The sequence below is a fragment of the Arcicella sp. GW822-FHT02H01 genome, from assembly GCF_058802005.1.
The window spans coordinates 516,735-540,154 of the sequence record NZ_JBXANT010000001.1; the positions used below are offsets into that span (position 1 = coordinate 516,735).

Annotated in this window: 17 protein-coding genes and 3 tRNA genes; 14 read left to right on the plus strand and 6 right to left on the minus strand. The window is 35.3% G+C overall.

The features are described 5' to 3' along the window. Positions 1 to 78: 78 nt before the first annotated feature. Positions 79 to 2,100: a 1,4-alpha-glucan branching protein GlgB gene (glgB, locus tag AC1RNE_RS02285; protein WP_492799431.1), complete on the plus strand. Its 2,022-nt coding sequence runs from the start codon at positions 79 to 81 to the stop codon at positions 2,098 to 2,100. A 909-nt stretch (positions 2,101 to 3,009) separates the two neighbouring features. Here glgB and AC1RNE_RS02290 read toward each other — a convergent pair. From AC1RNE_RS02290 to AC1RNE_RS02300, 3 genes are all read right to left on the minus strand, one after another. Beyond that, positions 3,010 to 3,681, minus strand: coding sequence for an acetoacetate decarboxylase family protein (locus AC1RNE_RS02290; RefSeq protein WP_492799432.1), 672 nt, complete (start codon positions 3,679 to 3,681; stop codon positions 3,010 to 3,012). Positions 3,682 to 3,693: 12 nt separating this feature from the next. After that, entirely contained in the window at positions 3,694 to 4,524 is an 831-nt protein-coding gene (gene pyrF, locus AC1RNE_RS02295; RefSeq protein ID WP_492799433.1) for an orotidine-5'-phosphate decarboxylase, read from the minus strand. A gap of 270 nt (positions 4,525 to 4,794) precedes the next feature. Further along, on the minus strand, positions 4,795 to 6,378 hold the full coding sequence (locus tag AC1RNE_RS02300; RefSeq protein WP_492799434.1) for a putative maltokinase: 1,584 nt from the start codon (positions 6,376 to 6,378) through the stop codon (positions 4,795 to 4,797). A 269-nt stretch (positions 6,379 to 6,647) separates the two neighbouring features. On the opposite strand from AC1RNE_RS02300, the gene AC1RNE_RS02305 reads away from it, so the two are divergent. The 5 genes from AC1RNE_RS02305 to AC1RNE_RS02325 all read left to right on the plus strand — a co-directional run bounded on the left by AC1RNE_RS02305 (position 6,648) and on the right by AC1RNE_RS02325 (position 10,565). Further along, positions 6,648 to 6,719, plus strand: a tRNA-Glu gene (locus tag AC1RNE_RS02305). Positions 6,720 to 6,819: 100 nt separating this feature from the next. Further along, a tRNA-Glu gene (locus tag AC1RNE_RS02310) sits at positions 6,820 to 6,891 on the plus strand. A 79-nt stretch (positions 6,892 to 6,970) separates the two neighbouring features. Next, positions 6,971 to 7,042 (plus strand) — tRNA-Glu (locus AC1RNE_RS02315). Between the two features lie 256 nt (positions 7,043 to 7,298). Then, positions 7,299 to 8,549: a dipeptidase gene (locus AC1RNE_RS02320; protein ID WP_492799435.1), complete on the plus strand. Its 1,251-nt coding sequence runs from the start codon at positions 7,299 to 7,301 to the stop codon at positions 8,547 to 8,549. 264 nt (positions 8,550 to 8,813) lie between these two features. After that, entirely contained in the window at positions 8,814 to 10,565 is a 1,752-nt protein-coding gene (locus AC1RNE_RS02325; RefSeq protein WP_492799436.1) for a hypothetical protein, read from the plus strand. A 67-nt stretch (positions 10,566 to 10,632) separates the two neighbouring features. On the opposite strand, the gene AC1RNE_RS02330 is transcribed toward AC1RNE_RS02325, so the two are convergent. Continuing rightward, positions 10,633 to 12,327 carry a dihydrolipoamide acetyltransferase family protein gene (locus AC1RNE_RS02330; protein ID WP_492799437.1) on the minus strand — a complete coding sequence of 565 codons (1,695 nt, stop codon included), beginning with the start codon at positions 12,325 to 12,327 and terminating at the stop codon, positions 10,633 to 10,635. Between the two features lie 522 nt (positions 12,328 to 12,849). On the opposite strand from AC1RNE_RS02330, the gene AC1RNE_RS02335 reads away from it, so the two are divergent. The 8 genes from AC1RNE_RS02335 (at position 12,850) to AC1RNE_RS02370 (ending at position 21,052) form a co-directional block, all read left to right on the plus strand. Next, positions 12,850 to 14,100: a hypothetical protein gene (locus AC1RNE_RS02335; protein ID WP_492799438.1), complete on the plus strand. Its 1,251-nt coding sequence runs from the start codon at positions 12,850 to 12,852 to the stop codon at positions 14,098 to 14,100. Between the two features lie 83 nt (positions 14,101 to 14,183). Then, positions 14,184 to 15,227: a DUF6807 domain-containing protein gene (locus tag AC1RNE_RS02340; protein WP_492799439.1), complete on the plus strand. Its 1,044-nt coding sequence runs from the start codon at positions 14,184 to 14,186 to the stop codon at positions 15,225 to 15,227. A gap of 41 nt (positions 15,228 to 15,268) precedes the next feature. Then, the gene (locus AC1RNE_RS02345) at positions 15,269 to 15,934 is read left to right on the plus strand and encodes a CAP domain-containing protein (RefSeq protein WP_492799440.1); all 666 of its coding nucleotides are present in this window, start codon (positions 15,269 to 15,271) and stop codon (positions 15,932 to 15,934) included. A gap of 133 nt (positions 15,935 to 16,067) precedes the next feature. Then, positions 16,068 to 17,495 (plus strand): MBL fold metallo-hydrolase RNA specificity domain-containing protein, encoded by a 1,428-nt coding sequence (locus AC1RNE_RS02350; RefSeq protein ID WP_492799441.1) that lies wholly within the window; start codon positions 16,068 to 16,070, stop codon positions 17,493 to 17,495. Positions 17,496 to 17,659: 164 nt separating this feature from the next. Continuing rightward, complete coding sequence (locus tag AC1RNE_RS02355) at positions 17,660 to 18,613, plus strand: acetyl-CoA carboxylase carboxyltransferase subunit alpha (protein ID WP_492799442.1); 954 nt, start codon at positions 17,660 to 17,662, stop codon at positions 18,611 to 18,613. Further along, positions 18,610 to 19,230 carry an HAD family hydrolase gene (locus tag AC1RNE_RS02360; RefSeq protein ID WP_492799443.1) on the plus strand — a complete coding sequence of 207 codons (621 nt, stop codon included), beginning with the start codon at positions 18,610 to 18,612 and terminating at the stop codon, positions 19,228 to 19,230. Before AC1RNE_RS02355 ends, AC1RNE_RS02360 begins: the two co-directional genes overlap by 4 nt. Further along, positions 19,220 to 20,410: a site-2 protease family protein gene (locus AC1RNE_RS02365; protein ID WP_492799444.1), complete on the plus strand. Its 1,191-nt coding sequence runs from the start codon at positions 19,220 to 19,222 to the stop codon at positions 20,408 to 20,410. Before AC1RNE_RS02360 ends, AC1RNE_RS02365 begins: the two co-directional genes overlap by 11 nt. An 84-nt stretch (positions 20,411 to 20,494) precedes the next feature. After that, positions 20,495 to 21,052, plus strand: a complete 558-nt coding sequence (locus AC1RNE_RS02370) for a 1-acyl-sn-glycerol-3-phosphate acyltransferase (RefSeq protein WP_492799445.1) — start codon at positions 20,495 to 20,497, stop codon at positions 21,050 to 21,052. Positions 21,053 to 21,479: 427 nt separating this feature from the next. On the opposite strand, the gene lpxB is transcribed toward AC1RNE_RS02370, so the two are convergent. Both lpxB and AC1RNE_RS02380 read right to left on the minus strand, forming a co-directional pair. Beyond that, positions 21,480 to 22,601: a lipid-A-disaccharide synthase gene (gene lpxB, locus AC1RNE_RS02375; protein WP_492799446.1), complete on the minus strand. Its 1,122-nt coding sequence runs from the start codon at positions 22,599 to 22,601 to the stop codon at positions 21,480 to 21,482. An 89-nt stretch (positions 22,602 to 22,690) separates the two neighbouring features. Next, positions 22,691 to 23,113, minus strand: a complete 423-nt coding sequence (locus AC1RNE_RS02380; RefSeq protein ID WP_492799447.1) for a 6-pyruvoyl trahydropterin synthase family protein — start codon at positions 23,111 to 23,113, stop codon at positions 22,691 to 22,693. Positions 23,114 to 23,420: the final 307 nt, after the last annotated feature.

The window sequence follows — 23,420 nt, forward strand, 5'->3', positions numbered from 1 at the left end:
AATCTATTTCAAAAGAAATTTTATATTTACTAAATGACATTTATAAGCTTCGCAAAACTCCATTAACCATCATTAAAAATGGCAAAAACGTCAAAAACAACTACTCAATCAACCGAAACAACTAAGAAAAAAGTAACTAAAAAAGCTGTTGTAGAAGTTATAGAGGAAACTCAAGCTCCTGTTTCTACTCCGGTAGTACTTAAAAATGTAGAAGCATTCAGCCGTTTCTCTGATTTCGACATTCATCTTTTCAAAGCTGGCAAGCATTATCGTTTATTTGAGAAATTCGGCTCACATATTACCGAATATCAAGGTGTGCAAGGCGTTTACTTTTCTGTTTGGGCACCCGCTGCTAAATCGGTATCAGTCATTGGAAATTTTAACTATTGGGATAAAGGTAGTCACCATCTTTTTGTACGTTGGGATGCTTCTGGTATTTGGGAAGGTTTTATTCCTTATATCGGCAAAGGGGAAACCTATAAATTTTGTATTCAGACGCAAGATAACCGTCTTATAGAAAAGATGGATCCTTATGCACAACAATTTGAAATACCTCCTCGCACAGCCTCTATCGTTTGGGATAATTGGTATGAATGGACGGATTCTGATTGGATGGCTAAACGCCACACCAAAAATTCTTTATCATCACCCATGTCTGTTTATGAAGTGCATGTTGGTTCTTGGAGAAGAAAGAATGGCAATGAAAAGCTTAGTTTTGTAGAATTGGCCGACCAACTAATGAATTACGTGAAAGAAATGGGCTTTACGCACGTTGAATTCATGCCCATCATGGAGCACCCTTATGAACCGTCATGGGGGTATCAAGTACTTGGTTTTTTTGCACCATCTTCTCGTTTTGGCTCACCACAAGATTTCATGTACTTGGTAGAAGAATGTCATAAAAACGATATTGGCGTAATCCTCGACTGGGTTCCTTCACATTTCCCTGGCGATGCGCATGGGTTGTATGAATATGATGGCACTCACCTTTACGAACATCCAGACATGCGTAGAGGGTATCACCCCGATTGGAAGTCGTATATCTTTAATTATGGTAGAAACGAGATTCGCAGTTTCTTGATTTCAAATGCTGTTTATTGGCTAGAACGTTATCATGCGGATGGGCTAAGAGTAGATGCGGTAGCATCAATGCTATACCTAGACTATTCAAGAAAACATGGAGAGTGGGAACCAAATATTTTTGGAGGCAATCATAACCTTGAAGCCATTTCTTTGTTCAAGGAATTGAATGAGACGCTTTACGCTCAGTTTCCAGATATTCAAATTATCGCAGAAGAATCAACTTCATTCTCTGGCGTTTCAAGACCTATTTATGCAGGTGGTTTAGGGTTTGGACAGAAATGGATGATGGGCTGGATGAACGATACCTTGAAATACTTCCAAAAAGATCCAATGTATCGTCGTCATCACCAAGATCAATTAACTTTCTCGACCAACTATGCTTTTACGGAGAATTTTATGTTACCACTATCTCATGATGAAGTGGTGTATGGTAAAAAATCGCTGGTAAGTAAAATGCCAGGCGATGAATGGCAAAGATTTGCCAATTTAAGGCTGTTGTTTTCATACATGTTTACTCACCCTGGAACAAATCTTATTTTTATGGGAGGTGAATTTGGACAAACAGGTGAATGGAATTTTGAGAAAAGTTTGGATTGGTGGCTACTAGACCACGCTCCTCACAGAGGCATTCAGAACTTGATAAAAGCATTAAACCATATGTATAAAACGGAGCCTGCATTATATGAAAAACAGTTTTCACATGAAGGTTTTGAATGGATTGATACATCTGATAGAAATAACTCAATCGTAATATATGCTAGAAAAGGAAATGTTAGTAAAGAGCAATTGATTATTATTCTGAACATGACACCAGTTCCACAAGAACACTACAGAATTGGCGTACCTATGATGGGTATTTGGAATGAAATATTAAACTCTGATGAACATGATTTTGGAGGTAGCGGAAAAACAAACAAATCGCTTATCATGGCAGAAGAGATTGCTTGGCAAGGAAAAGCCTACTCTATTTCACTCAATATTCCACCGCTCGGTGCTAGTATATTAAAAGTCAAATAAATTTAAAAGGGATGACACTTATGAAGTATCATCCCTTTTAAATTTAATGTCCAAAAAAAAAGACCTATGAATCCGCCAATTCAAGGGTCTTTTTAAAATAATCTTTAAACAAGCATGGTATAAGCATGTTGTATATTATAATATTTTAAAAGTCTTTTTACCGCCATAAATAGAATTTAAAATATCATAATTGAATATCAAATAAAATAATTACCGCCATAATTTTGTTATTTGATGAAGTAAAATTAATACAAATTCATAGATTTTGTATTTTAAACGCTATGATTTTTTCAAGAATTACACGAACCAAGAATTTAGACATTCCAAGCTAAAATTTTGATGTGAATTTTAAGAATTTGTTATTTGAGCGAAAAAATATGATGATTTAAGTGAGAAGATTTTAAAATAAATTGTTAAATCTTCGTTAAGTTCTTCATTTATGAACCTCTCATAAATTGGATAAATAAGCCTATAAACTTTTTTTGAGCAAAATTATAACAAAAAATAAAGACTCGATGCATAGCTCCGAGTCTTTACACAATCCGCCTAAGTAGTAATCTTTTCGGGAAAAATCCCTTTGCTTTTTACAGCGTATATTTTTATTTATTACATTAAAAAGTAATAAAATATAAAACAGTTTAATTAACAATTTGTTTTGATTGATATCTGCACAATGAAAGGGTCAATAAATCTGGAGAAATGCTTTAAGCTTTAGCCTATCACTATTATCACAAAAGCTTTTCTCGTCCTAACATTTGGCGGATGTTATTCAGTTAATTATTAAAAGTTACTAAAAGGGGCTCTTTGTAGAAGCAAAACCTTCAATAGTAAACCTTTAACAAATATATATACACATTTCTCAATCCACAAAAAAATAAGTAATTATTTCTTAGATAAAACCAATAAATTTTATTCGAAATAGTTTTCTCTAATAAGTGGCATTTCAAATCTCATATCAAAATTATTAATTTGAATAGTTAATAATGGTGATAAACGTGTAATATCTGGAAAATATCCTCCGTCAACCCGAATTTTACCTATTTTTAAAAATTTAACTTTTCCTCTAAAATTAAAAGGAGTAAGCATTAAATCACTATTAAGTTTTTGCGCCAGCTTCAAAGGAAAAAAATTACTTTTTACAGGAACACTCAAAAAACCTTTACTTAACGTTGCCTCAAAAATAACATGGTTATTTATACTAACTTTTATTTTTTTGACACCATTTTTATCTTCAACCCATTCAAAATCAGCTTTTTCTTTTGGAATTCCCCAGTTTTTGTGTCCATTTAAAACACTTTCTTCAGAAGACACATAGATTTTACTAATTGAAAAAACTTTTGCCCAATCAAAGGTAAACATTCCTGGGATAAACAATAATTCATGGTATTGCCCAACATTTGAAGACTGATAATCTACCAACATGACTGTACCAAAATAGCCCAGAAAACGCTTTTTTTGAAAATCTTCCATAAAACCATTCTCTACTACAAATTCCTTTGGAAATTTATAAATCAATGCATAGGCATTGCCAGTCAAATTCCACGGAGCAGGTTCAAGCCTGATTTCGTTATCATTTTGCATATCAAAAGTTTTCTACGATAAATAGGTAGCCAAATATGTTTGCATCTCTCCCTGAACTTTAAGGGCTTCTTGAGCAGCCTTTTCTGCAAAATCTTCCCCAGATGACGCATAAATAATAGCTCTTGACGAATTAACTAACAAACCACACTGTTTGTTCATACCAAATTTAGAAACTTCTTCTAAACTTCCTCCTTGTGCACCTACGCCTGGTACTAACAAAAAATGGTCAGGAACAATACTCCTAATTTTTTGAAGCATATCGGCTTTTGTAGCCCCTACTACATACATTAACTGGTCTGAACTTCCCCATTCTTGAGATTTAGTAAGAACCTCCTCAAAAAGTTGTTTATCGTTGTTTAAAGTAAGATTCTGAAAGTCTTTACTTCCTGCATTGGAAGTAAGTGCTAAGAGAATTACCCATTTTCCATCAAAATCCAAAAAAGGTGTGACAGAGTCTTCACCCATGTAAGGTGCTACGGTTACTGAATCAAAATTCAAACCCGACGTTTTTTCATCAAAAAAAGCCCTTGCATACAAGCCCGAAGTATTGCCAATATCTCCTCTTTTAGCATCAGCAATCGTAAAACACTCTTTGGGAATATAGGCTAATGTTTTTTGAAGACTTTCCCATCCTTTTGCACCAAAAGCCTCGTAAAATGCAATGTTGGGCTTATAGGCAACCGCATATTGATGGGTTGCATCAATAATCTGTTTATTAAACTCAAAAATGGGATCTTTTGTTGTAAGTAAATGTTTAGGAATTTTCTGAATATCAGTATCCAAACCAATGCATAGATAGGATTGCTTTTGTAAAATTTGCTCAAAAAGCTGCGGCTTTGTCATTTATAAATGCTTAGTTTCTTTATAAAAAGTGCTAAGTTTAATTGAAGAAAAACTGCCTAACCAGAAGATTAAGCATCATTATATGAACAATATTAATCTGTTCGTATTCAAAAAACAACATTTTATTTATCTAATTTTTTATTTTAATGGCTTAAATAATACTTTTAAACAATACTATTATATCATTTGAAATGTACTTAATCATATTATAATAAAACAAAAAGACCAAAGCTTAATTAACGACTTTGGTCTTTTGTTTGGCTATTATACCTACATTTTTAACTTTTCAATTTCACGAATTACATTTACAATTCCCTTTAATGGTATTTTAACCCAGTCTGGTCTATAATTAATTTCATAGCCTAATTCATACACAGCCTTTTCTAAAAGATAAATCAACATCAAAAAATTAATTTCATTATTGTTTTTAAACAAAGGATGTGGGTTACCAAACGTTTCTAAATATTTATCCATAAACGTTTGCTGAATCAATCGATACCAGCGGTCTGCTACGGTTTGTATTCTTTGTGAATCTAGTTTTGCTGAAATAGGGTCATTAAACATTTTTGCTGAAATAGCATAATGATAGCTCCTAATCATGCCCGCTACATCTTTTAAAGGCGAATGCTTGATTTTCCTATCAGTGATAGAACTCTCAGGCTCTCCTTCGAAATCGATGATGATATAATCATTCTGAGTGGCTAACACCTGCCCCAGATGATAATCCCCATGAATCCTAATCCTTTGTGAAAAAATGGGTTTTTCAAGGATTCCCTCTGCAAACTCCTCAATCAACTCACGAGCTTCCATAAAATCCCAAGCCAGCTTCCTTGTGACTACATCAGTAATCTTGGTATAGTTGTCAATGAGGAGGTTATATCTTTTATCTAACAGGTTGGTTAATCTGTCATGAACAAACTTTCTGTAGGCATCGTCAAAAGGAACAGGAACAAACATTTTTTCGGCTTCGGGTTTATATAAAGCCAAGTGCATTTCCGCTGTTCGTTGTGCCAACAATTCTACTTGCTGAAATACTTCTTCTTTAATCGAAAACGATTTTGCGACAAAAGCCTCCACAAAATCATTTAACTGCTCTCCTGTTTGAACCCAACTATCAGCTTGATTCTCCACCATCCGCTGCATCATCCCAAGGGTAATGTCTGGCATTTGTTCTTGTTTCCATACCATACTCCCTGCAAAAGCTGGTATAAAAGCAAAAGTGGAATGTTCAGTGATAAATTCCACCATATCCACTTCTGGATTAGTTTCAGTAAATAATTTTCTGTAAAGTTTTAGAAAATACTTATCGCCAAACACAATCGCTGAATTAGAAGAATCAACGGCCAAGACTTTAGAGCTAATAGGAGCGTTGATATCTTCTCCTAAAAACCCTTTCCCACGTGTAAAGTCTACCCTTCCCTCCTGTTGCCCAATGTTTTCAGCATGAGCTAAATGATAAAAAATAGTTTGCTGGAAACGTTCATCATAAATGGCATCTACGATGATTCCCCTTTTGTTGTTGATATAAGCTAAGGTGATTATTCCTTTGGGTGTTATTTCTTTTGTATGGCTCGCATCTATAAACGAAACAGGCAATAGATAGCTTTCTACCTCCCCGTCTTCATACGAAACAGAGATAATCATTAACAAAGCCATAGAATCCTTCATCGGAATTTCTAAGGTTGTTGTGACCTTAAAGGATTTCTGTATTCTAGCCTTACCAGCAAACCACCTACAGCTATTGAGATACGCAGGCAAAACATTTTTTTCAAAATTGTCAAAAAGCGCTGTATCTGCCCTAATTTGCTCCCACGCAATTTTTGAGCTTAGTGAGGTAATTTTTGAATGAATCATTATTGATAGCCTAATGTTGTTTTATAAAAATGGTATTTTCATGATTTAAATTTATAATTTATTTATATTTAAAAAAAGTAGAATGGTGCTTTCAGCATTATTAAAAATATTTTTCAAAAAAACGCCCTTGCAAGGTTTTGATTATCAACAACTTTAACAATTTGTTTTCTTTTTTTTCATTTTGTGGTTGTGTATTCTAAATATTCTCCCTACCTTTGCACCACGAAAAACGAACAGCGATACCAAATATCGAAAAGTTTTAACCCAATGGTCCGTTCGTCTAGGGGTTAGGACACGTCCCTTTCACGGATGAAACACGGGTTCGATTCCCGTACGGACTACAAGAAGTTAACAAGCCCTTCATATCAGTATGGAGGGTTTTTAATTCTAATCACAAAAAATGTTTTGTGATAGTAAAGTAAAGATTTAGCATAACCCAATGGTCCGTTCGTCTAGGGGTTAGGACACGTCCCTTTCACGGATGAAACACGGGTTCGATTCCCGTACGGACTACAAAGAAGCTTTAAGCTCTTTATGTCAATAATGTATTTTATAAGTGAAGTACATTTAGTAATAAGTAACATAACCCAATGGTCCGTTCGTCTAGGGGTTAGGACACGTCCCTTTCACGGATGAAACACGGGTTCGATTCCCGTACGGACTACAACATGGATTCCCTCCAAATTAAAAAGACTACTTTAAAAGTAGTCTTTTTTTGTTTTAACACATATTTCTTCTTTCTTCAAATACCTCCTCCTACCTCCCAATTTTATAGCATTTACCCGATAATAGCCCACAGTTGTCGATTTTTAAACCCTAATGGGCGATATTCAACATAAAAACAACTATATCCTTCTACTTTTGTCTTGATGGGGAAAGACCATCCAATGATAAAAATTAAGTAAGCAATATTATACTTTATGGAAAATAAAGAAAACTGGTCTAGACTAGCATTCCTAAAAGCTGTAGCAGGCATCACGGCTACAATGGTTCTAAATCCTCTACCATCTTGGGCTTGGGCAATCGATGAGATTGACCCTCGCGTTGCGGCGCTCGTAGCATCTACCATTGGTATTGATACACACAATCATATCGATGTTCCACTGACTAAATCTGAAATGCCTGGCCCTAATATCGACCTTGCAGGCGAAATGAAAAAGTCTGGCTTGTCTGCTATCTGCATGACATTTGCACTGGATTATCAAAAATTACAAAATTCGGGTGAAGCATGGGAACGCTTTCTCAATGCCATGAGTGTCATAGACGAGCAACTCAAAAATAATGGCATGAAACGTGCGCTGAACTTGTCAGATTTACAAAAGGCACACAAAACGCACAAGCCTATTGCTATACAATCAGTGGAAGGCGGACACTTTTTGGAAGGCAAGCTAGAGAGAGTAGGCATAGCCTACGAACGAGGCCTGCGGCACCTGACTTTACTCCATGATAGTGATGCTTCTGTACCATTAGGGGATGTATACACTAATCCTCCACGATTTGGCGGACTAACGCCATTCGGTACTGAGGTAATTAAAGAATGTAACAGATTGGGCATTCTGGTGGATTTGGCACATGCTGATAGAGATACAATAGCGACCTCACTCAAGATAGCACAACATCCAGTCATTATTTCCCATACTGGTCTTGATACACAACTTGGCAAGAATGAGTTTATGGCAAAAATGATGAAGCCAAGACTTATCAGCAAAGAACAGGCTAAAATCGTTGCTGATACTGGTGGTATAATAGGTGTGTGGACACATCTAGCTGACACGCCTTTGGTGTATGCTCAAAACATCAGAGCTTTAGTTGATGTCATTGGCGTTGACCATGTATGTATTGGTACAGATACCAAATTAACTCCAGCGTATAGGAGTGCAGGAGGTTTTGGTGGTGCGAAGCCCGAAGGAAGTCTAAAACCAGAAGGCGGAGGTGCTGAGAAACGTCCAGAAGGTGCTTCAAATAATAAACCACAAAATGGGCAAGGCGGTGGTCAAAACCGTGGTAGAGTTGGAGAACGTACCAATGAAGCTTGGCAAGATCAAAAAACAGGATTCTACTATGCAGTAGTTGACGCACTACTAAAGAGCGGATTCAATGCAGATGAAATAGGAAAAATAGGTGGAGGAAACTTCTGTCGCGTGTTCGGAGAAGCTACTGGTAAAAAATAATGGTATAGGTACTCTTTATAATGGTATAGGTACTCTTTCGTCATTTCAACGTAAAAGCCATTAATAATTTGATTATTAATGGCTTTTACGTTTTTATTATTCTAAACGTTGAATTAAGACTTCAGCATTAGAAATAAAAAAAGAATTAAATGATATTTTAACAAAAAGTAACAGAGTATTGCATTAACAAATACTTTTTTCGTTATAGTTGCAAATTGGTCAATTATTCAACTCTTGTTGCAAGTATTAATAATGCTTTATAAAATGAAAAAAACACTCATCCTATTTACCTTAACATCTTTTATTTCTTGTGGACAGCACACTGAGCATACAGTGAGTACTGTGAAAAAAATACAGCAACTACCTACCAAAACAATTACAAATACGCCCCAATCAATTAGTAATGTAGCCAAAGAAATTGCCATACAAACCAAAGTAAATGACCTTCCTTTACAATTAATTGGTAAATTCACGATACCTACTTATACAAATGCACAGGGATACATAAGACCCAAGTGGGGGGTTTGGTGGAATTTCTGGGGCAAGCCTTTTACTGATAATCATATTAATCCTTGGGAAGTAGGCTTAATGGGTAATGTTACTATTGTACCAGAGTTTTATAGTGGTTATGGCAAAAGAGGTCTTGATTATATCTGGCAAATTGATTTAGAACGGGGAAAGCCATGGAATAATGATATTGACCCTTTTGTAGGAAAACGCTTTCAAGATTTTATCAGTACTATCCCTTATCAGCATCGTTTTTTTGAAGGAAGCTTGTCAGGTGGAGAAAAACTATCTAGCAAAGGCATGGAAGGTGCTTATGATTTTGGGCGTTCTACGTCCCTAGATGCTACGATGGGATGGGGTGATAACATCAATGGTAAATCGCATAGAGGATTAGTGGCCGTTGATATAGAAGATGGTACTGCTGACTATGGCGATAAGCTTCATAGGGCTGTGTTAATTGGCATGGCTGAAAGTACCACTGGGGATGTTTCATCAGACTATGGCGGGCCTATTAATACGCTTGGTTATATTCACGACCGAGAAAATGGAGAAAAAATGACGCTTTACTATCCCGATGCCGATGGTGATTACACCAATAGCAAAGCAAAATTTTCTGAGGATTGGCTAGCGTCTACCACTCCTATTTCTATTCCTTCAAAAGGAGTCATTAACAAACGACCTATCGATTATCCTAATATTATCCCCAGTAATGAAATATCGTTTTATTCCCATGAATTTACGCAACAGGGTAAAACTTATGATTTAGGCAATGGAAATACGGTTGTCATCAATAAATATGGCAATAATAGAAATACGGAACATTTCTTAGCAAGAGCGGGTACTTTATTAGAGTGGCAATCGTGGTATTGCAGATACAAGCTCAATAACAGACGAAACAAGATGCTCACTAAAGTGATTGCAGACAAAGGTCCTATTGGTTTAAACCCTTATGTTAAATTAGCCAATGGAAATATCGTAGAAGATGCCATCCTAGCACACAGAGGGGCAATGGCAGGACGGCGCTATGCTTTTGACATTGTTAGCATCAACTATATGAACAATGTAGATTTGCATGAATGGGATAAAAACTCCTTTGTAGATAACAAAGCCCATGACACCTATATAGGTTTTTTTGCAGCCATCAAAATGTTAATGACTAACGGAGGAGGAGATTCATACCTTGAAATGGTTCCACAATATTGGGAAACAGAACAAAGTTATGACCACAAAAATTGGGTAAAACACAAAGCCGTAGAATGGGCTGATTCTCCCAACGTCTTACCTTGCAGAACCAAAGTAGGTCCGAAAAAGTTAGAGGCTATGTGCTGGCGTTCTGAAGGAATAGAGCCTACTGAAGTATGGTTGAGGGCAAACGTTGATGGCGTTTATCAAGAAATCCATATCACGCCTGATGCATGGGAAACTACTAATCCCATTTATAAAAACAAGCCTTTAGTCACTATTCCAACGGCTGATAAAGAATATTTTTATACGATGTTGAAATTTTAAAAATACTAATCAACAAAAAAAGCTTGCAGATAAATCTGCAAGCTTTTTTGTTAACCTATATCCGAGACTAAACTAACAATTTGATTGGATCTTCCAATAATTGTTTGAAAGTCTGCAAGAAAGCAGCACCTGTTGCACCATCCACTGTACGGTGGTCACAAGTAAGGGTTACTTTCATGATGTTAGTCGCATAGAATTGTCCGTTTTTAACAGCAACAGTTTCTTTAATACCACCTACTGCCAAAATACATGATTCAGGTTGGTTAATGATTGATGTAAACTCATCAATACCAAACATCCCCAAGTTACTTACTGTGAAAGTATTACCTTCCCAGTCTTTTGGTTGTAATTGTTTGTTTTTAGCTTTACCACCTAAATCTTTCGCCTCCGCAGAAATCTGAGAAAGTGATTTAGTGTTAGCAAAACGAATTACTGGTACTAATAAACCATCTTCAACAGCTACAGCCATCCCGATGTGTACATGGTGATTGATTCTGATTTTATCACCTAACCAATAAGAATTCACTTTTGGATGTTTTGTCAAAGCTACAGCAGCGGCTTTCATCACCATATCATTAAATGAAATTTTCACTGGAGAAATTTCATTCATCGATACTCTGGCAGTCATCGCTTTATCCATGTTGATTTCCATGGTTAAATAGAATTCGGGCGCCGAGAACTTAGATTCAGATAAACGACGAGCAATCGTTTTACGCATCTGATTCAATGGGAATTCTTCGTAGCTTTCTTCAGCTGTAATTACTGGTGCTGCTACGGCAGGTTTTCCTGACGCTTTAGCAGGTGCCTCAGCAGGTTTAGGAGCAGCAGCGGCAGGAACAAAATTATCAACGTCTGCTTTTACGACTCTTCCGTTTTCACCAGAACCTTTTACCTGAGCAATGTTAATACCTTTATCTTTCGCTAAAGCTTTTGCCAATGGTGAAGCCTTCACTCTTCCATCCGCATCAGCTACAGGAGCAGACTCTTCTACTTTAGCTTCTGGCGCTGGCGTATTATTAGCAGCTGGAGCAGCAGGAGTAGTTGCAGGAGCAGGAGCCGCTTTTCCACCATTCAATAATGCTTGGTAATCAGCACCTGGTTCCCCAATTATAGCAATAACGTCATCAACATTTACAGTTTTTCCTTCTTCAAGACCGATATACAATAATGTACAAGGATTGTATTTTGTAACATCAATAAAATTATCTAAATCAAATTCCATGGTAGCTTTATCAGTTTCCACTTCCGCCAAAAGAGCATCGCCGGCTTTGATTGTATCTCCTACTTTTTTAAGCCAAGCCACCAAAGTACCTTCCATCATGGTATCCGACATTTTCGGCATGCCAATTACTTCAGCTTTGATATTAGAAGTATCTACAGCTGGTGCACTCTCTTCAGGTTTAGCAGGAGCGGGTTCTTCTGGAGTAGCAGGAGCATCAGATGGGGCATCAGCTTTGGCAGGAGTACCACCAGATAAAAGCTGTTCGTAGGCTTCACCGTTTTCACCAATAATAGCAATGATGCTATCCACGGGTACGGCTTTACCTTTCTCTAAACCGATGTATAAAATTCGGCAATCTTTAAAATTGCTCAAATCCATTCTTTCGTCCAAATCAAGCTCCATTGTAGCTTTATCTGTTTCGATTTCTGCAATCAAGCCGTCACCTGGCTTTAAAGGGTCACCAACTTTTTTGAGCCATTCTGCAACAACACCTTCTGTCATGGTGTCGCTCATTTTGGGCATGGTTATGATTTCTGCCATTTTTATTATTATAGGAAAATTTACTGTTTTTGGTAAATGGTTAAATAGCCATTAGCTAAATAGTGATTTGCTGTGATAAAATTTGGGTAAATCAACAACTAAAAACTAATAAAAACAACTACACAACCAATTTAGAATTCAAAAATAAGGCTAAACACTTGGTTTCAAAAGCTATCTTGAAAAAATATAATTTTGTCTTCTTTTCATATCATGTATTTTTTAGTTAATTAAAATCCCAATAGCATTTAATTAATGCTTAAAAAAAATAAAATTTTAAATATCAATAAAACAACACTAACTTTAGCCCATACAAACCAATCCTCTTTTATTTTAAGAGGGTTTCTTCCAAGGCTACCTAACCACTCTTCATAAAAGCATTTAGATACTTTATATACTGTATTTAAATTTTTGTTTTACATCTTCTCGTACACGTTATACTAGGCTATACCACCACTAGCTATTAAATTCTATTCAATCATCTGGGTTAGTTATGCAACTAGCTCTCTAAATTTCATAGATAATATGATAGATATGACAACCTACGGAACGATTTATTTTAAAATTTTAATTTCATCAGGATTATGTTTTATAGCATTACTTGCTTTTAGATATCAACAAGATTTAGAAAAAATCTTTGATAAATTAAAAAGAGTTAATTCTTTTTTAATACTATCTATCTTATTTAGGATTATCCCCTTTATAATTGTTTATGTTATCTTAGATTTCAAGCCACAGTCGGATGTCATTATTTTTTGGAAATCAGCCCAAGAAGCTCTTGAATTAAAATTAGTATACCGAGACTTCGAGTCATTATATTCGCCATTATTCCCTTATATCACTGCCTTATTGCTTTTCCTTTGGGATACTCCCGAAGCCGTCACGCTCTTGATGATACTTATTGAACTATTTGTTCTTTGGATTACGGTGATTACTTTCTCTTCTAAAAATCAATCTACCGATTTATTCAAAACATTAATTTATTTATTACTCCCTGGTCCTTTTATTTTTTGTGTCATTGGCGGACAAGAAGATATTTGGATGTGGGGCTTTGCTTGTTTGATCATTTATTGTTGGAAAAAACAAAAAACAGATTTCATATTAGGTATTGTCACGGGGCTTGGCTTATTATGCACTAAAGCTTTTTTTGTGTTATTTATTCCGCTGATATTTTTTAAAGTAAGAGACAAAGTCAAATTCTTTCTTGGTAATTTAGTAATAGGCTTACCTGTGCTTATTTTCTTATTGTATTATGGTGGTAATTCATTCTTGATGCCTATCCGTTTGGCTCAAGAGCCTATGGCTCCCAATGCTTGGTCTATTGCAAATCCTTTCATTTGGCATCTTAACCTAAGTGATAATATCAAGATAATCAACTGGATTGGCCTTTTTGTCATCCTAGTATTTGCCCTATGGCAGACTTATCTAAGCAGGAAATTAACCATTCAGGAATACATTCCTAAAATTTGGATAATTCTTTTTGGATTAATGATGGTGATACAAATCGGCTCGTATGCCAATTATGTTTTCATCTATTCTATGCCCCTGATTTTTGGCTTTAACTTTTTTAGTCGTAAAAGATTTATCGTCATTACTTTTCTGATACAATTCATTGCTTCTTTCCAGCCTTCGTTATGGTTTAGAATTGGTAAACCATTTCTTCAATTCAAGGATTTCTCTGAGATACGCTTTACAATGGAATACTTTTTCGAAATTATTATATTTATCGGTGTATTGTATTGGCTGAATCTGGCCATGAAAAAACAGGAAATTTAAAGGTTGACAAGTATAAAAAATGACTTTTATGCTTTGAATATGTAAACACAATTTTAATGGTAAAAATCTCAAACAAAATACTAATGAAAAAAAACTTTTTATTGCTTTGTACACTTTTATTTGGCTATAATTTCGCAATGGCTCAACAAAAAAAAGATCAAATCAAACTTGTTGTTAAAGAAAATGAAAACAAAGTAGATGTATTAGTGGACGATAAACCTTTTACAGCTTACTTCTATCCAAGCGATGCCATTCTAAAAAAACCCGTATTGTTCCCTATTCTTACTTCAAAAGGAACTACTATTACGCGTGGATATCCTTTTGCTACCCGTCCCGGAGAAAGAGTTGATCATCCACACCATGTAGGAATGTGGCTTAATTATGAATCTGTCAATGGATTTGATTTCTGGAACAATTCTACCGCTATTAAAGATCGTTCGAAATATGGGACTATTAAGCATACTGGTATCGTATCAAGCAAAGGCGGAGCAGGCAAAGCAAATTTATCTGTAACAGCCGACTGGATAGATACAGATGGAAAGGGTGCTACGCTTTTGAAAGAAAAAACAACGTATGTTTTTCATGCAAAAGGTAACCAACGCATTATTGACAGAATTACAACATTGACTGCTCAAGACCAAGAAGTTGTTTTTAAAGATGTAAAAGATGGCTTTTTTGCCATCAGAGTTGCGCGTGAATTAGAACACCCTTCTGACAAACCTGATGTTTTTGTAGATGCAAGTGGTATTGAAACCAAAGTGGATAAATTGGATAACACAGGCATTACGGGTAATTATAGAAGCAGTGAAGGAATTGAAGGCGAGAACGTTTGGAGTACTAGAGGTAAGTGGACAAATTTAGCTGGTAAAATCAAAGATGAAGATATTTCTATTGCTATCATCGACCACCCTAAAAATGTAAACTATCCTACGTTTTGGCATGCACGAGGCTATGGTCTTTTTGCGGCTAATCCATTAGGAGAGAAAGTTTTCAGTAAAGAAAAGAAAGAGTTGAACTATACGTTGGCACCCAAACAATCTGTTACTTTCCGCTATCGTACTGTAATCACTTCTGGAAAAGTTACTGACGAAACATTAAATAAATTAGCTGCAGATTTTGCTAAATAAACTATAGTAGATACTTCATACGTTTTATAAATAAAAAACGTATGAAGTATCTATTTTTAATATTATTCTGTGTTGTAAGCACTTCTTTTCAAACAGAATCTTCTTTTTATGAAGTCAATCCAAATGATTTCCTAAGCTCAGCAGCAGTCAATCAACCCATTGATGCTAGAAATCCCAATGAAGAATTACTTGATGCTACGCTATTTCATATAAGTAATTTACAGCGAAAGAAATATCATCTCCCACTCTTTTCTCATTCTTCTGTACTACATCAAGTAGCATCTGAACATTCAGAAGCAATGATTAATAAGAATTTTTATAGCCACGAAGACCCTTCTAGCAGAAGCAACAGAACTTTTGCCAAAAGAATCATGAATAAAACTAGTGAGTTTTCACAAATGGCTGAAAATATTGCCGAGTTTGATATTATTCAATCGAAAGACGATATGTTTTGTCTTATTGAACCTAAAAGAAAGGGGGGTGATTTTCAATACATTGATTGTAAAACAGAAAAAACATTGACGATGCAAACTTATAAAGAGTTGGCGACTAATATTGTAAATGAATGGATGGATTCGCCTGGGCACCGTGCTAATTTGCTCAATAAGAATTATAAAGTGATGGGCTGTGCAATCAGGTTAAGTAAAAATCCTTATAAATCACAAAATAGTCCTTTCAGCAGAATCACGCAAAATTTTGGGGGATAAAGTCCAGATAGACAAATACTTTCTGGATATTTTCTGTTTTTCAGGAAATTCACCTATTTGAATTGAAGCTCTTTTTGGTATCTTTGTAATTACACTAATTACCAATTAGGATTTAAAACATAAAATACATAGAATGAAATTAACTTTTTGGGGAGCTACGAGGCAGGTGACGGGTAGTATGTATTTACTTGAACTAGATGATGAATTTAAGATTCTGATTGATTGTGGAAGAAATATGGGTCGCGAAGTTGATTATTCACAACCAGTAAGTAATAAAGCATTTTTTCCATTCGAGGCCTCGCAAATAAACTTAGTTCTTCTTACACACGCACATATAGACCATTCTGGAAATATCCCCATGTTGTATCGTGAAGGTTATGAAGGGCAAGTACTTTGTACTTCTTCAACCGCCGATTTGACAAGCCTTTTGTTGTATGATGCAGCCAATCTGAACTTAAAAAAAGTAAAACAAGCAGAAGGAGATAGCAAAAAGAAGAAAAAGAAGATGGATAGGTTGCTCATCAAGGGCGATTTATATTTACAGAAAGACGTTGAAGATGCCATGAGTAACTTTGTTACACTTCAATTTCACAGACGATTCAGAATCGCCGATAATGCTTGGGTAACGTTTATTCCTGCTGGGCATTTATTGGGTGCGGCTCATATTATTATTGAAGTACAAGAAAATGGTGAGACCAAAAGTATCTGTTTTTCTGGTGATATCGGCAGAAAAGACTATCCTCTGCATATAGACCCTTCTACTGAAATTCCAGAGGTTGATTACTTATTATGCGAAACTACTTATGGGGGTAGATTGCACGAAGACAAAAAAACACCCGAAGAAGCCTTAGCTGAAATTATTCAGCGTACTTGTATTGATATTCCGGGCAGATTAATCATTCCAGCTTTTTCTATTGGTAGAACGCAAGCATTGCTTTATACCCTTAATAGATTATATTCTGAAAAAGGATTTACGCCTATTAAAGTATTCAGTGATAGCCCTTTAGCGTATGCGTCTACCAAGGTTTATCAAAAAAATATCAAACAGCTGAATAAACAAGCCCGAGATTTTTATGAGGAAAATGATTCTTTATTTGATTTTGAAAATTTACAATATATTCAAAGTGAAAAATCAAGTAAGGCTATTTCTAATTATGCTGAGCCTTGCATTATTATTTCAGCTTCGGGAATGATTTCTGGAGGGCGAGTAGAACAACACATTGCAGCCAATATCAACAATGTATATTGTACTATTCTGTTGGTAGGCTATTCATCTGAAGGAACATTGGGATGGCGCTTGATGAACGGACAGAAGTCGCTGAAAATCAAAGATGTAGAATATCAAGTTTTAGCAAATGTTGAAAAAATTGATATTTTCTCGGGTCATGGAGACCAACAGGATTTAGTGAATTTTGTCAAGAAACAATCTCCTAAAAAGCTTAAAAAAGTGTTTTTAATTCATGGAGAAGAAGATAGTATGAATACTTTCAAGACTTTGCTTGAAGACGAAGGATATTCAAATATTGAAATTCCAGAAATGGGACAAGAATATATTTTATAATAGATTAAAAGGCTGGTCAAATCTCAAAAATTTGGTCAGTCTTTTCTTTTAGGTTGATATTTGTCTAATTTTGCGTGAATATTTTTAAAACTTCAGTTTTATTCGCTGAATTTTACCTTTCTAAAATAGTCAACGGATAATTTAATAACCGTAAAAAACTAAATATGCGTACTTTACTAGATTTTGAAAAACCTATTGCCGAGCTTGAAGCTAAGTTAGCTGAAATGAAAAAATTGGCAATTGATAATAATGTAGATGTGTCTTTAGCTGCCTCACAGTTGGAAGCCAACATCGAAGAGCTAAAAAGAGAAACATTTACTAATCTAACTCGCTGGCAAAGAGTTCAACTTTCTCGTCATCCTGAACGCCCTTATACGTTAGACTATATCGAAAACATCTGTGATGAGTTTATCGAGATTTTCGGAGATAGAAATGTAGGTGATGATAAAGCGATGGTGGGTGGTTTTGGTAAAATTGGTGACCAAACAATTATGTTCATTGGTCAGCAAAAAGGAAAAAATACTAAGCAACGCCAATTACGTAATTTTGGAATGCCAAACCCAGAGGGCTATCGTAAAGCGTTACGCTTAATGAAAATGGCAGAGAAATTTGGCAAACCAATCGTTACTTTGATTGATACACCTGGTGCATTTCCCGGCTTAGAGGCAGAAGAACGCGGACAAGGCGAAGCCATTGCTAGAAACATTCGTGATATGTTTATGTTAAAAGTACCTGTAATTTGCATAATCATTGGCGAAGGTGCTTCTGGTGGGGCTTTAGGGATTGCGATTGGTGATAGAGTGTTGATGCTCGAAAACTCATGGTATTCTGTAATTTCTCCAGAAAACTGTTCAACTATTTTATGGAGAACATGGAATTTTAAAGAGCAAGCAGCCGAAGCATTGAAACCAACGGCTACGGATATGTTGAATAATGGTTTAGTAGATGGCATTATTCCAGAACCATTAGGCGGTGCACATCTTGACTATCCGACAATCAGTCAAACTGTAAAAGACGTGATACTTAAAACGATTTCTGAACTTCAAAACATTAGCCCTGCCGAAAGAATCAATCAAAGAATTGAGAAATTTGGCAACATGGGTGTATATAATCAGTGAAAAATATCATCTTCGACTTAGGAAACGTAATCATAGATATTGACTTTGAAAGAACATTTAAGGCTTTTACAGAGATTTCAGAAAATGTAAACTGGAAAGAAAGTGAAAGAATTTTGAAAGAAAAGCAAATTTGGTCTAGATACGAAAAAGGACATCTAAGCGATGCTGAATTCAGGGCAGAAATTAGAGAAGAGTTAAAAATCACGGCCAGTGACGAAGATATTGATAAGGCATTTTGTGCATTATTGATGGATATTGACCCTGCAAGGATTGAACTCCTCAAAAAATTAGCGACAAAATATCAAATTTATATTCTTTCCAATACTAGCAATATTCATTTTTTGGAAGTAGAAAGAATTTTAGAGCGCGCTACAGGCATCAAGCGTTTTAGTGATATTTTTCACTATGTTTTTCTTTCGTATGAAATGGAAAAGCTAAAACCTGAAGTGGACATCTACGAAGCGGTGTTAAGTCATGCTAATCTGATAGCTTCTGAAACCTTATTCTTGGATGACCTGTTAGTAAACTTAGAAGGAGCAGCTGCAATAGGAATTCAAACAAAGCAAATTGTTCCTCAAGAATTTACGATTTTAGATTTATTTTCAAATGAAGTATAAAACAGAGATTATCCAAGCGGTTCTTTTCATCGTTACTTTAATAACAACAACCTTGGCAGGTGCAGAAGCAATGACTGCCAAGGCTTTTTTCTTTTTTCCCGAACCTTATCTTCTACATTTTCCTGAAGACTTTTGGCAAGGCTTTCAATTCTCTATTCCATTTTTAGCATTCCTCACTTGCCACGAATTTGGACATTATTTTACGGCAAGGTATTATAATATCAAAACTTCCCTCCCCTATTATATTCCAATGTGGTTGAGTGTTCTAACGGACATAGGTATTGGAACATTGGGAGCTGTCATTCGCATCACTGGGAAAACACGTTCAAGAAAACAATATTTCGATATTGGCATTGCTGGCCCTTTAGCGGGTTTTGTTGTAGCCTTAGGCGTGTTATATTATGGGTTTACTCATTTGCCTCCCTTTGAACATATTTTCACTGTACATCCTGATTATCAACAGTTTGGGAGAAATTATCCTACAGAGGTAATGAAAATCCCTAAATTTATGAATAATCAATTAGTATTGGGGGATAATCTATTGTTCAAATTCTTTAAAAACTACGTAGCAGACCCTGCTCTTTTACCTCCCAATTTTGAAATCATGCACTATCCGTTGATTTGGGCAGGATATTTAGCCTTGTTTTTTACAGCCCTCAATTTATTTCCAATTGGTCAATTAGACGGCGGGCATATTCTTTATGGGCTAATAGGCAAAAAGAAATTTAATATTATCTCTCCTATTATTTTTATCGGTTTTGCTTTTTTTGCTGGATATGGAATGTTTACCATTGCCGACATTAAAAACATAGGGCCAACAGGATACTATAAATCTGAATCTGATTTCTTTACATGGCTGTTGGGATATGTATTATTTTTGAGAATTTGTTTTTCAAGAATCTCAGAAAACCAGCTTACCTCATGGGTATTAAGCTTAAGCGTTATCGTTGCACAATTTATATTGAGTTATATTCCGTCTTTGGCAAGCATTCAAGGATTTTCAGGTTTCTTTCCTTTTTTGTTTTTACTAGGCAGATTTTTGGGGATATATCATCCAGAAGTAGAAATAGATGAACCTTTAGATTTCAAACGACATTTATTAGGGTGGCTATCATTACTTATCTTTATCCTTTGTTTCACGCCATACCCATTTATGCAAATTGATTTTTCTGCTAAATAATTGACTATCGATATTGAATCAGTTAATTTCAGTAAGAAAAACGAAAGTCTGTTACACAAAACTTAATTTTCAATTCTCATTATAATGTTTAATTTTTTATTCAAATTCCTTTTCAAGTTAGCAGGTTGGAAACTTGTTGGCGAATTTCCAAAATATATCAAAAAAAGTATTTTGATTGTAGCTCCACACGCAAAATCAGTCGATTTCCCTGTGGGAATTGGTGCCAGAGCTGCTATTGGTGTAAAAATGGGTTTTCTTGGAAAGAAAGAATTATTTGAAGGGCCATTTGGTTGGATGTTTTATTGGCTGGGTGGTTACCCCGTAGATCGTTCAAGCAATAATCAGGTTGTAAAAGCTGTCACTACTTTATATAATTCAAAAGAAGAATTACACCTTGTAATTGCGCCTGAGGGAACGAGAAAAGATGTTGATAAATTAAAAATGGGCTTTTACTTTATCGCTAAAAACGCTGACATACCCATTGTGATGATTGGTTTTGATTATTCCATCAAAGCAATTGTTATCAGCGAGCCTTTTTATACAACGGCTGACTCCCATGCCGATTTAAAGCAAATTGCTTTGTTTTTTGATAAGATTGGTGGGTATAAGAAAAGCTGGATAAGTAATTACTTAAAATATTAACAAACATGAGTCATCCCGAATTTTTCCTAAAATTGTGCGTTTGGGAGACAATTTGAGAGGTTTTCTACTTATTATTGTCTAGTCCTTACTTTTCTTTCCTTGATGAAAGAAAAGTAACAAAAGAAAATCAAGAATTCCTAAACTCGCTCCGCTCAAACAGTAGGAATTCGGGATTCATCAATCATAAAGAAGCGGTCGAAAAACTAATTTCGACCGCTTTTTTATGATTTTAAAATTCGGGGTGACTCATGTTTGTGATTGATGCAAAACGAATTCCTACTGTTTGAGCGATAGCGAGTTTAGGAATTCTTGATTTTTTTGTTACTTTTTGCATCAAGGCAAAAAGTAAGGACGAGAATATATTACAAAAACTTAAAATCATCTAAAACTCATTATTATAAATAAAATTCGGGATGATTCATGTTTATTATAACTCTTGCGGTTGTTTTAAATAATTTACCATCAAAGCACCTGCTTTTTCAGAAGCTCCTTTGGTGCCGAGTAAATTTCTAATTTCTTCATAACCTTTTAATTGTTCTTCTCGGCTTTCTTTATTAACCGTTATTTTTGTCAATTCAGCCTGTAGGTTTTCTTTGGTCAAATCATATTGGAGTAATTCCGTCACTACTTTTCGTCCTGCAATTAAATTTACTAACGAAACAAATGGTACCCTAATTACTCGTTTATAAACCTGATAGGCTGCCCAACCGCCACGATAACAAACTACTTGGGGAATATTAAACAAAGCGGTTTCAAGCGTTGCAGTGCCAGAAGTAACCAAAGCGGCATCAGCTACTGACAACAGATTATAGGCATCATCAACGACAATTTTTACAGGAAAAATAGATTGCCAACGAGCATACAACTCTTTAGGTAAATTAGACACCGCACCAATAACAAATTGATAATCAGGGAATAAATATACTTGTGTAAGCATTACCGATAACATTCCTTCAATCTCTTGCTTTCTACTGCCTGGCAATAAAGCGATAATAGGTTTCTGTCCTAGTCGTGCTTCTTTTCTAAAATCTTTCGCAGGCTGAAAGTCGGCAATGGCATCAAACAACGGGTTTCCTACATAATCAACATCATAATCATACTTTTTGAAAAAGTCTTTTTCAAAAGGGAAAATGACGAATAATTTATCCACATACTTTTTCAGATTCAAGGCGCGCGACTGATTCCAAGCCCATACCTTTGGCGAAATATAATAGAATGTCTTGATGCCTTTTAATTTAGCAAATTTGGCAACACGCATATTAAAACCTGCGTAATCAATCAAGATAACCACATCGGGCTGAAAAGCTAAAATATCTTTTTTACAAAAATTAAAGAAGCCAATAATCGTAGGAAGATTTTTTACGACCTCGAAAAATCCCATAAAGGCAAGGTCTTTGTAATGTTTTACAATTTCTGCCCCAGCGGCCTGCATCATATCACCTCCCCAAGCTCGGATTTCAGCATCATTGTCATGTTTACGAATACCTTTAATCAAATTCGAGCCGTGTAAATCTCCCGAACGTTCACCAGCGATGATATAATATTTCATTTGATTTTGGATTGCAGATTTCGGATTCCTGAATATTTTTGGTATGCTATTAATACCTACATCTTTAAATCCGACATTCAAAATAAGCGTTATTCTTCACCAAAATATTCTACAAAATTCTTTTGAGTTTCGTACAATTTTAAGCTATACAATTTAGCAGTAGACGAAGCTTCTAAAATTTTAGGGGCTAATATTTTCCAAATCTCCATGACAAAAATTTCACAACTTGCCATTTTGCCTTGCATAAAATCTACATCAAGATTAAGATTTTTATGATCAACTTTCTCTATGACTTCTTGTTTGATGATATCTCCTAACACCTTTAAATCAATTACAAAACCAGTATCAAGGTCGGGTTTGCCTTTTACGGTAACAATCAATTCAAAATTATGACCGTGCCAGTTTACATTAGCACAAGGACCAAAAACTTCACGATTCTTTTCCTCAGACCAGCTCAGATTATACAACCTGTGTGCTGCATTAAAATACTCTTTACGACTTACATAAACCATTGTTTTCAGTGTTTACAAGTGAAGGTATCCTTGGGAAAACAATAGCAATAGATACCTATAAATATGAATAGTCCGCAAAATTACGATGAATTTATTCTCAAAAAAATTAATTGTGCGAATATCCCGCTTTCCTGAATAAATTCAATTTCTAATATTAAGCATTTTTACTTATCTTTTTTGAACAAATTCAGTAAAGAACTTAATTATAAAAGTAAAAAACTCACACAAATCTTTGAAAAATTATATTTTTTCCAAAATCTGTGTATAGTTTAAATGGAAACTTAATTTTAATTTTGATAGTTTTTTA

Coding starts and splice junctions, on each gene's coding strand:
- lpxB (WP_492799446.1), bottom strand. CDS start 22,601: ATGAAATATTATATCATCGCTGGTGAACGTTCGGGAGATTTACACGGC.
- AC1RNE_RS02290 (WP_492799432.1), bottom strand. CDS start 3,681: ATGCAAAATGATAACGAAATCAGGCTTGAACCTGCTCCGTGGAATTTG.
- AC1RNE_RS02335 (WP_492799438.1), top strand. CDS start 12,850: ATGATAGATATGACAACCTACGGAACGATTTATTTTAAAATTTTAATT.
- AC1RNE_RS02365 (WP_492799444.1), top strand. CDS start 19,220: ATGAAGTATAAAACAGAGATTATCCAAGCGGTTCTTTTCATCGTTACT.
- glgB (WP_492799431.1), top strand. CDS start 79: ATGGCAAAAACGTCAAAAACAACTACTCAATCAACCGAAACAACTAAG.
- AC1RNE_RS02320 (WP_492799435.1), top strand. CDS start 7,299: ATGGAAAATAAAGAAAACTGGTCTAGACTAGCATTCCTAAAAGCTGTA.
- AC1RNE_RS02355 (WP_492799442.1), top strand. CDS start 17,660: ATGCGTACTTTACTAGATTTTGAAAAACCTATTGCCGAGCTTGAAGCT.
- AC1RNE_RS02330 (WP_492799437.1), bottom strand. CDS start 12,327: ATGGCAGAAATCATAACCATGCCCAAAATGAGCGACACCATGACAGAA.
- AC1RNE_RS02340 (WP_492799439.1), top strand. CDS start 14,184: ATGAAAAAAAACTTTTTATTGCTTTGTACACTTTTATTTGGCTATAAT.
- pyrF (WP_492799433.1), bottom strand. CDS start 4,524: ATGACAAAGCCGCAGCTTTTTGAGCAAATTTTACAAAAGCAATCCTAT.
- AC1RNE_RS02325 (WP_492799436.1), top strand. CDS start 8,814: ATGAAAAAAACACTCATCCTATTTACCTTAACATCTTTTATTTCTTGT.
- AC1RNE_RS02350 (WP_492799441.1), top strand. CDS start 16,068: ATGAAATTAACTTTTTGGGGAGCTACGAGGCAGGTGACGGGTAGTATG.
- AC1RNE_RS02370 (WP_492799445.1), top strand. CDS start 20,495: ATGTTTAATTTTTTATTCAAATTCCTTTTCAAGTTAGCAGGTTGGAAA.
- AC1RNE_RS02300 (WP_492799434.1), bottom strand. CDS start 6,378: ATGATTCATTCAAAAATTACCTCACTAAGCTCAAAAATTGCGTGGGAG.
- AC1RNE_RS02345 (WP_492799440.1), top strand. CDS start 15,269: ATGAAGTATCTATTTTTAATATTATTCTGTGTTGTAAGCACTTCTTTT.
- AC1RNE_RS02380 (WP_492799447.1), bottom strand. CDS start 23,113: ATGGTTTATGTAAGTCGTAAAGAGTATTTTAATGCAGCACACAGGTTG.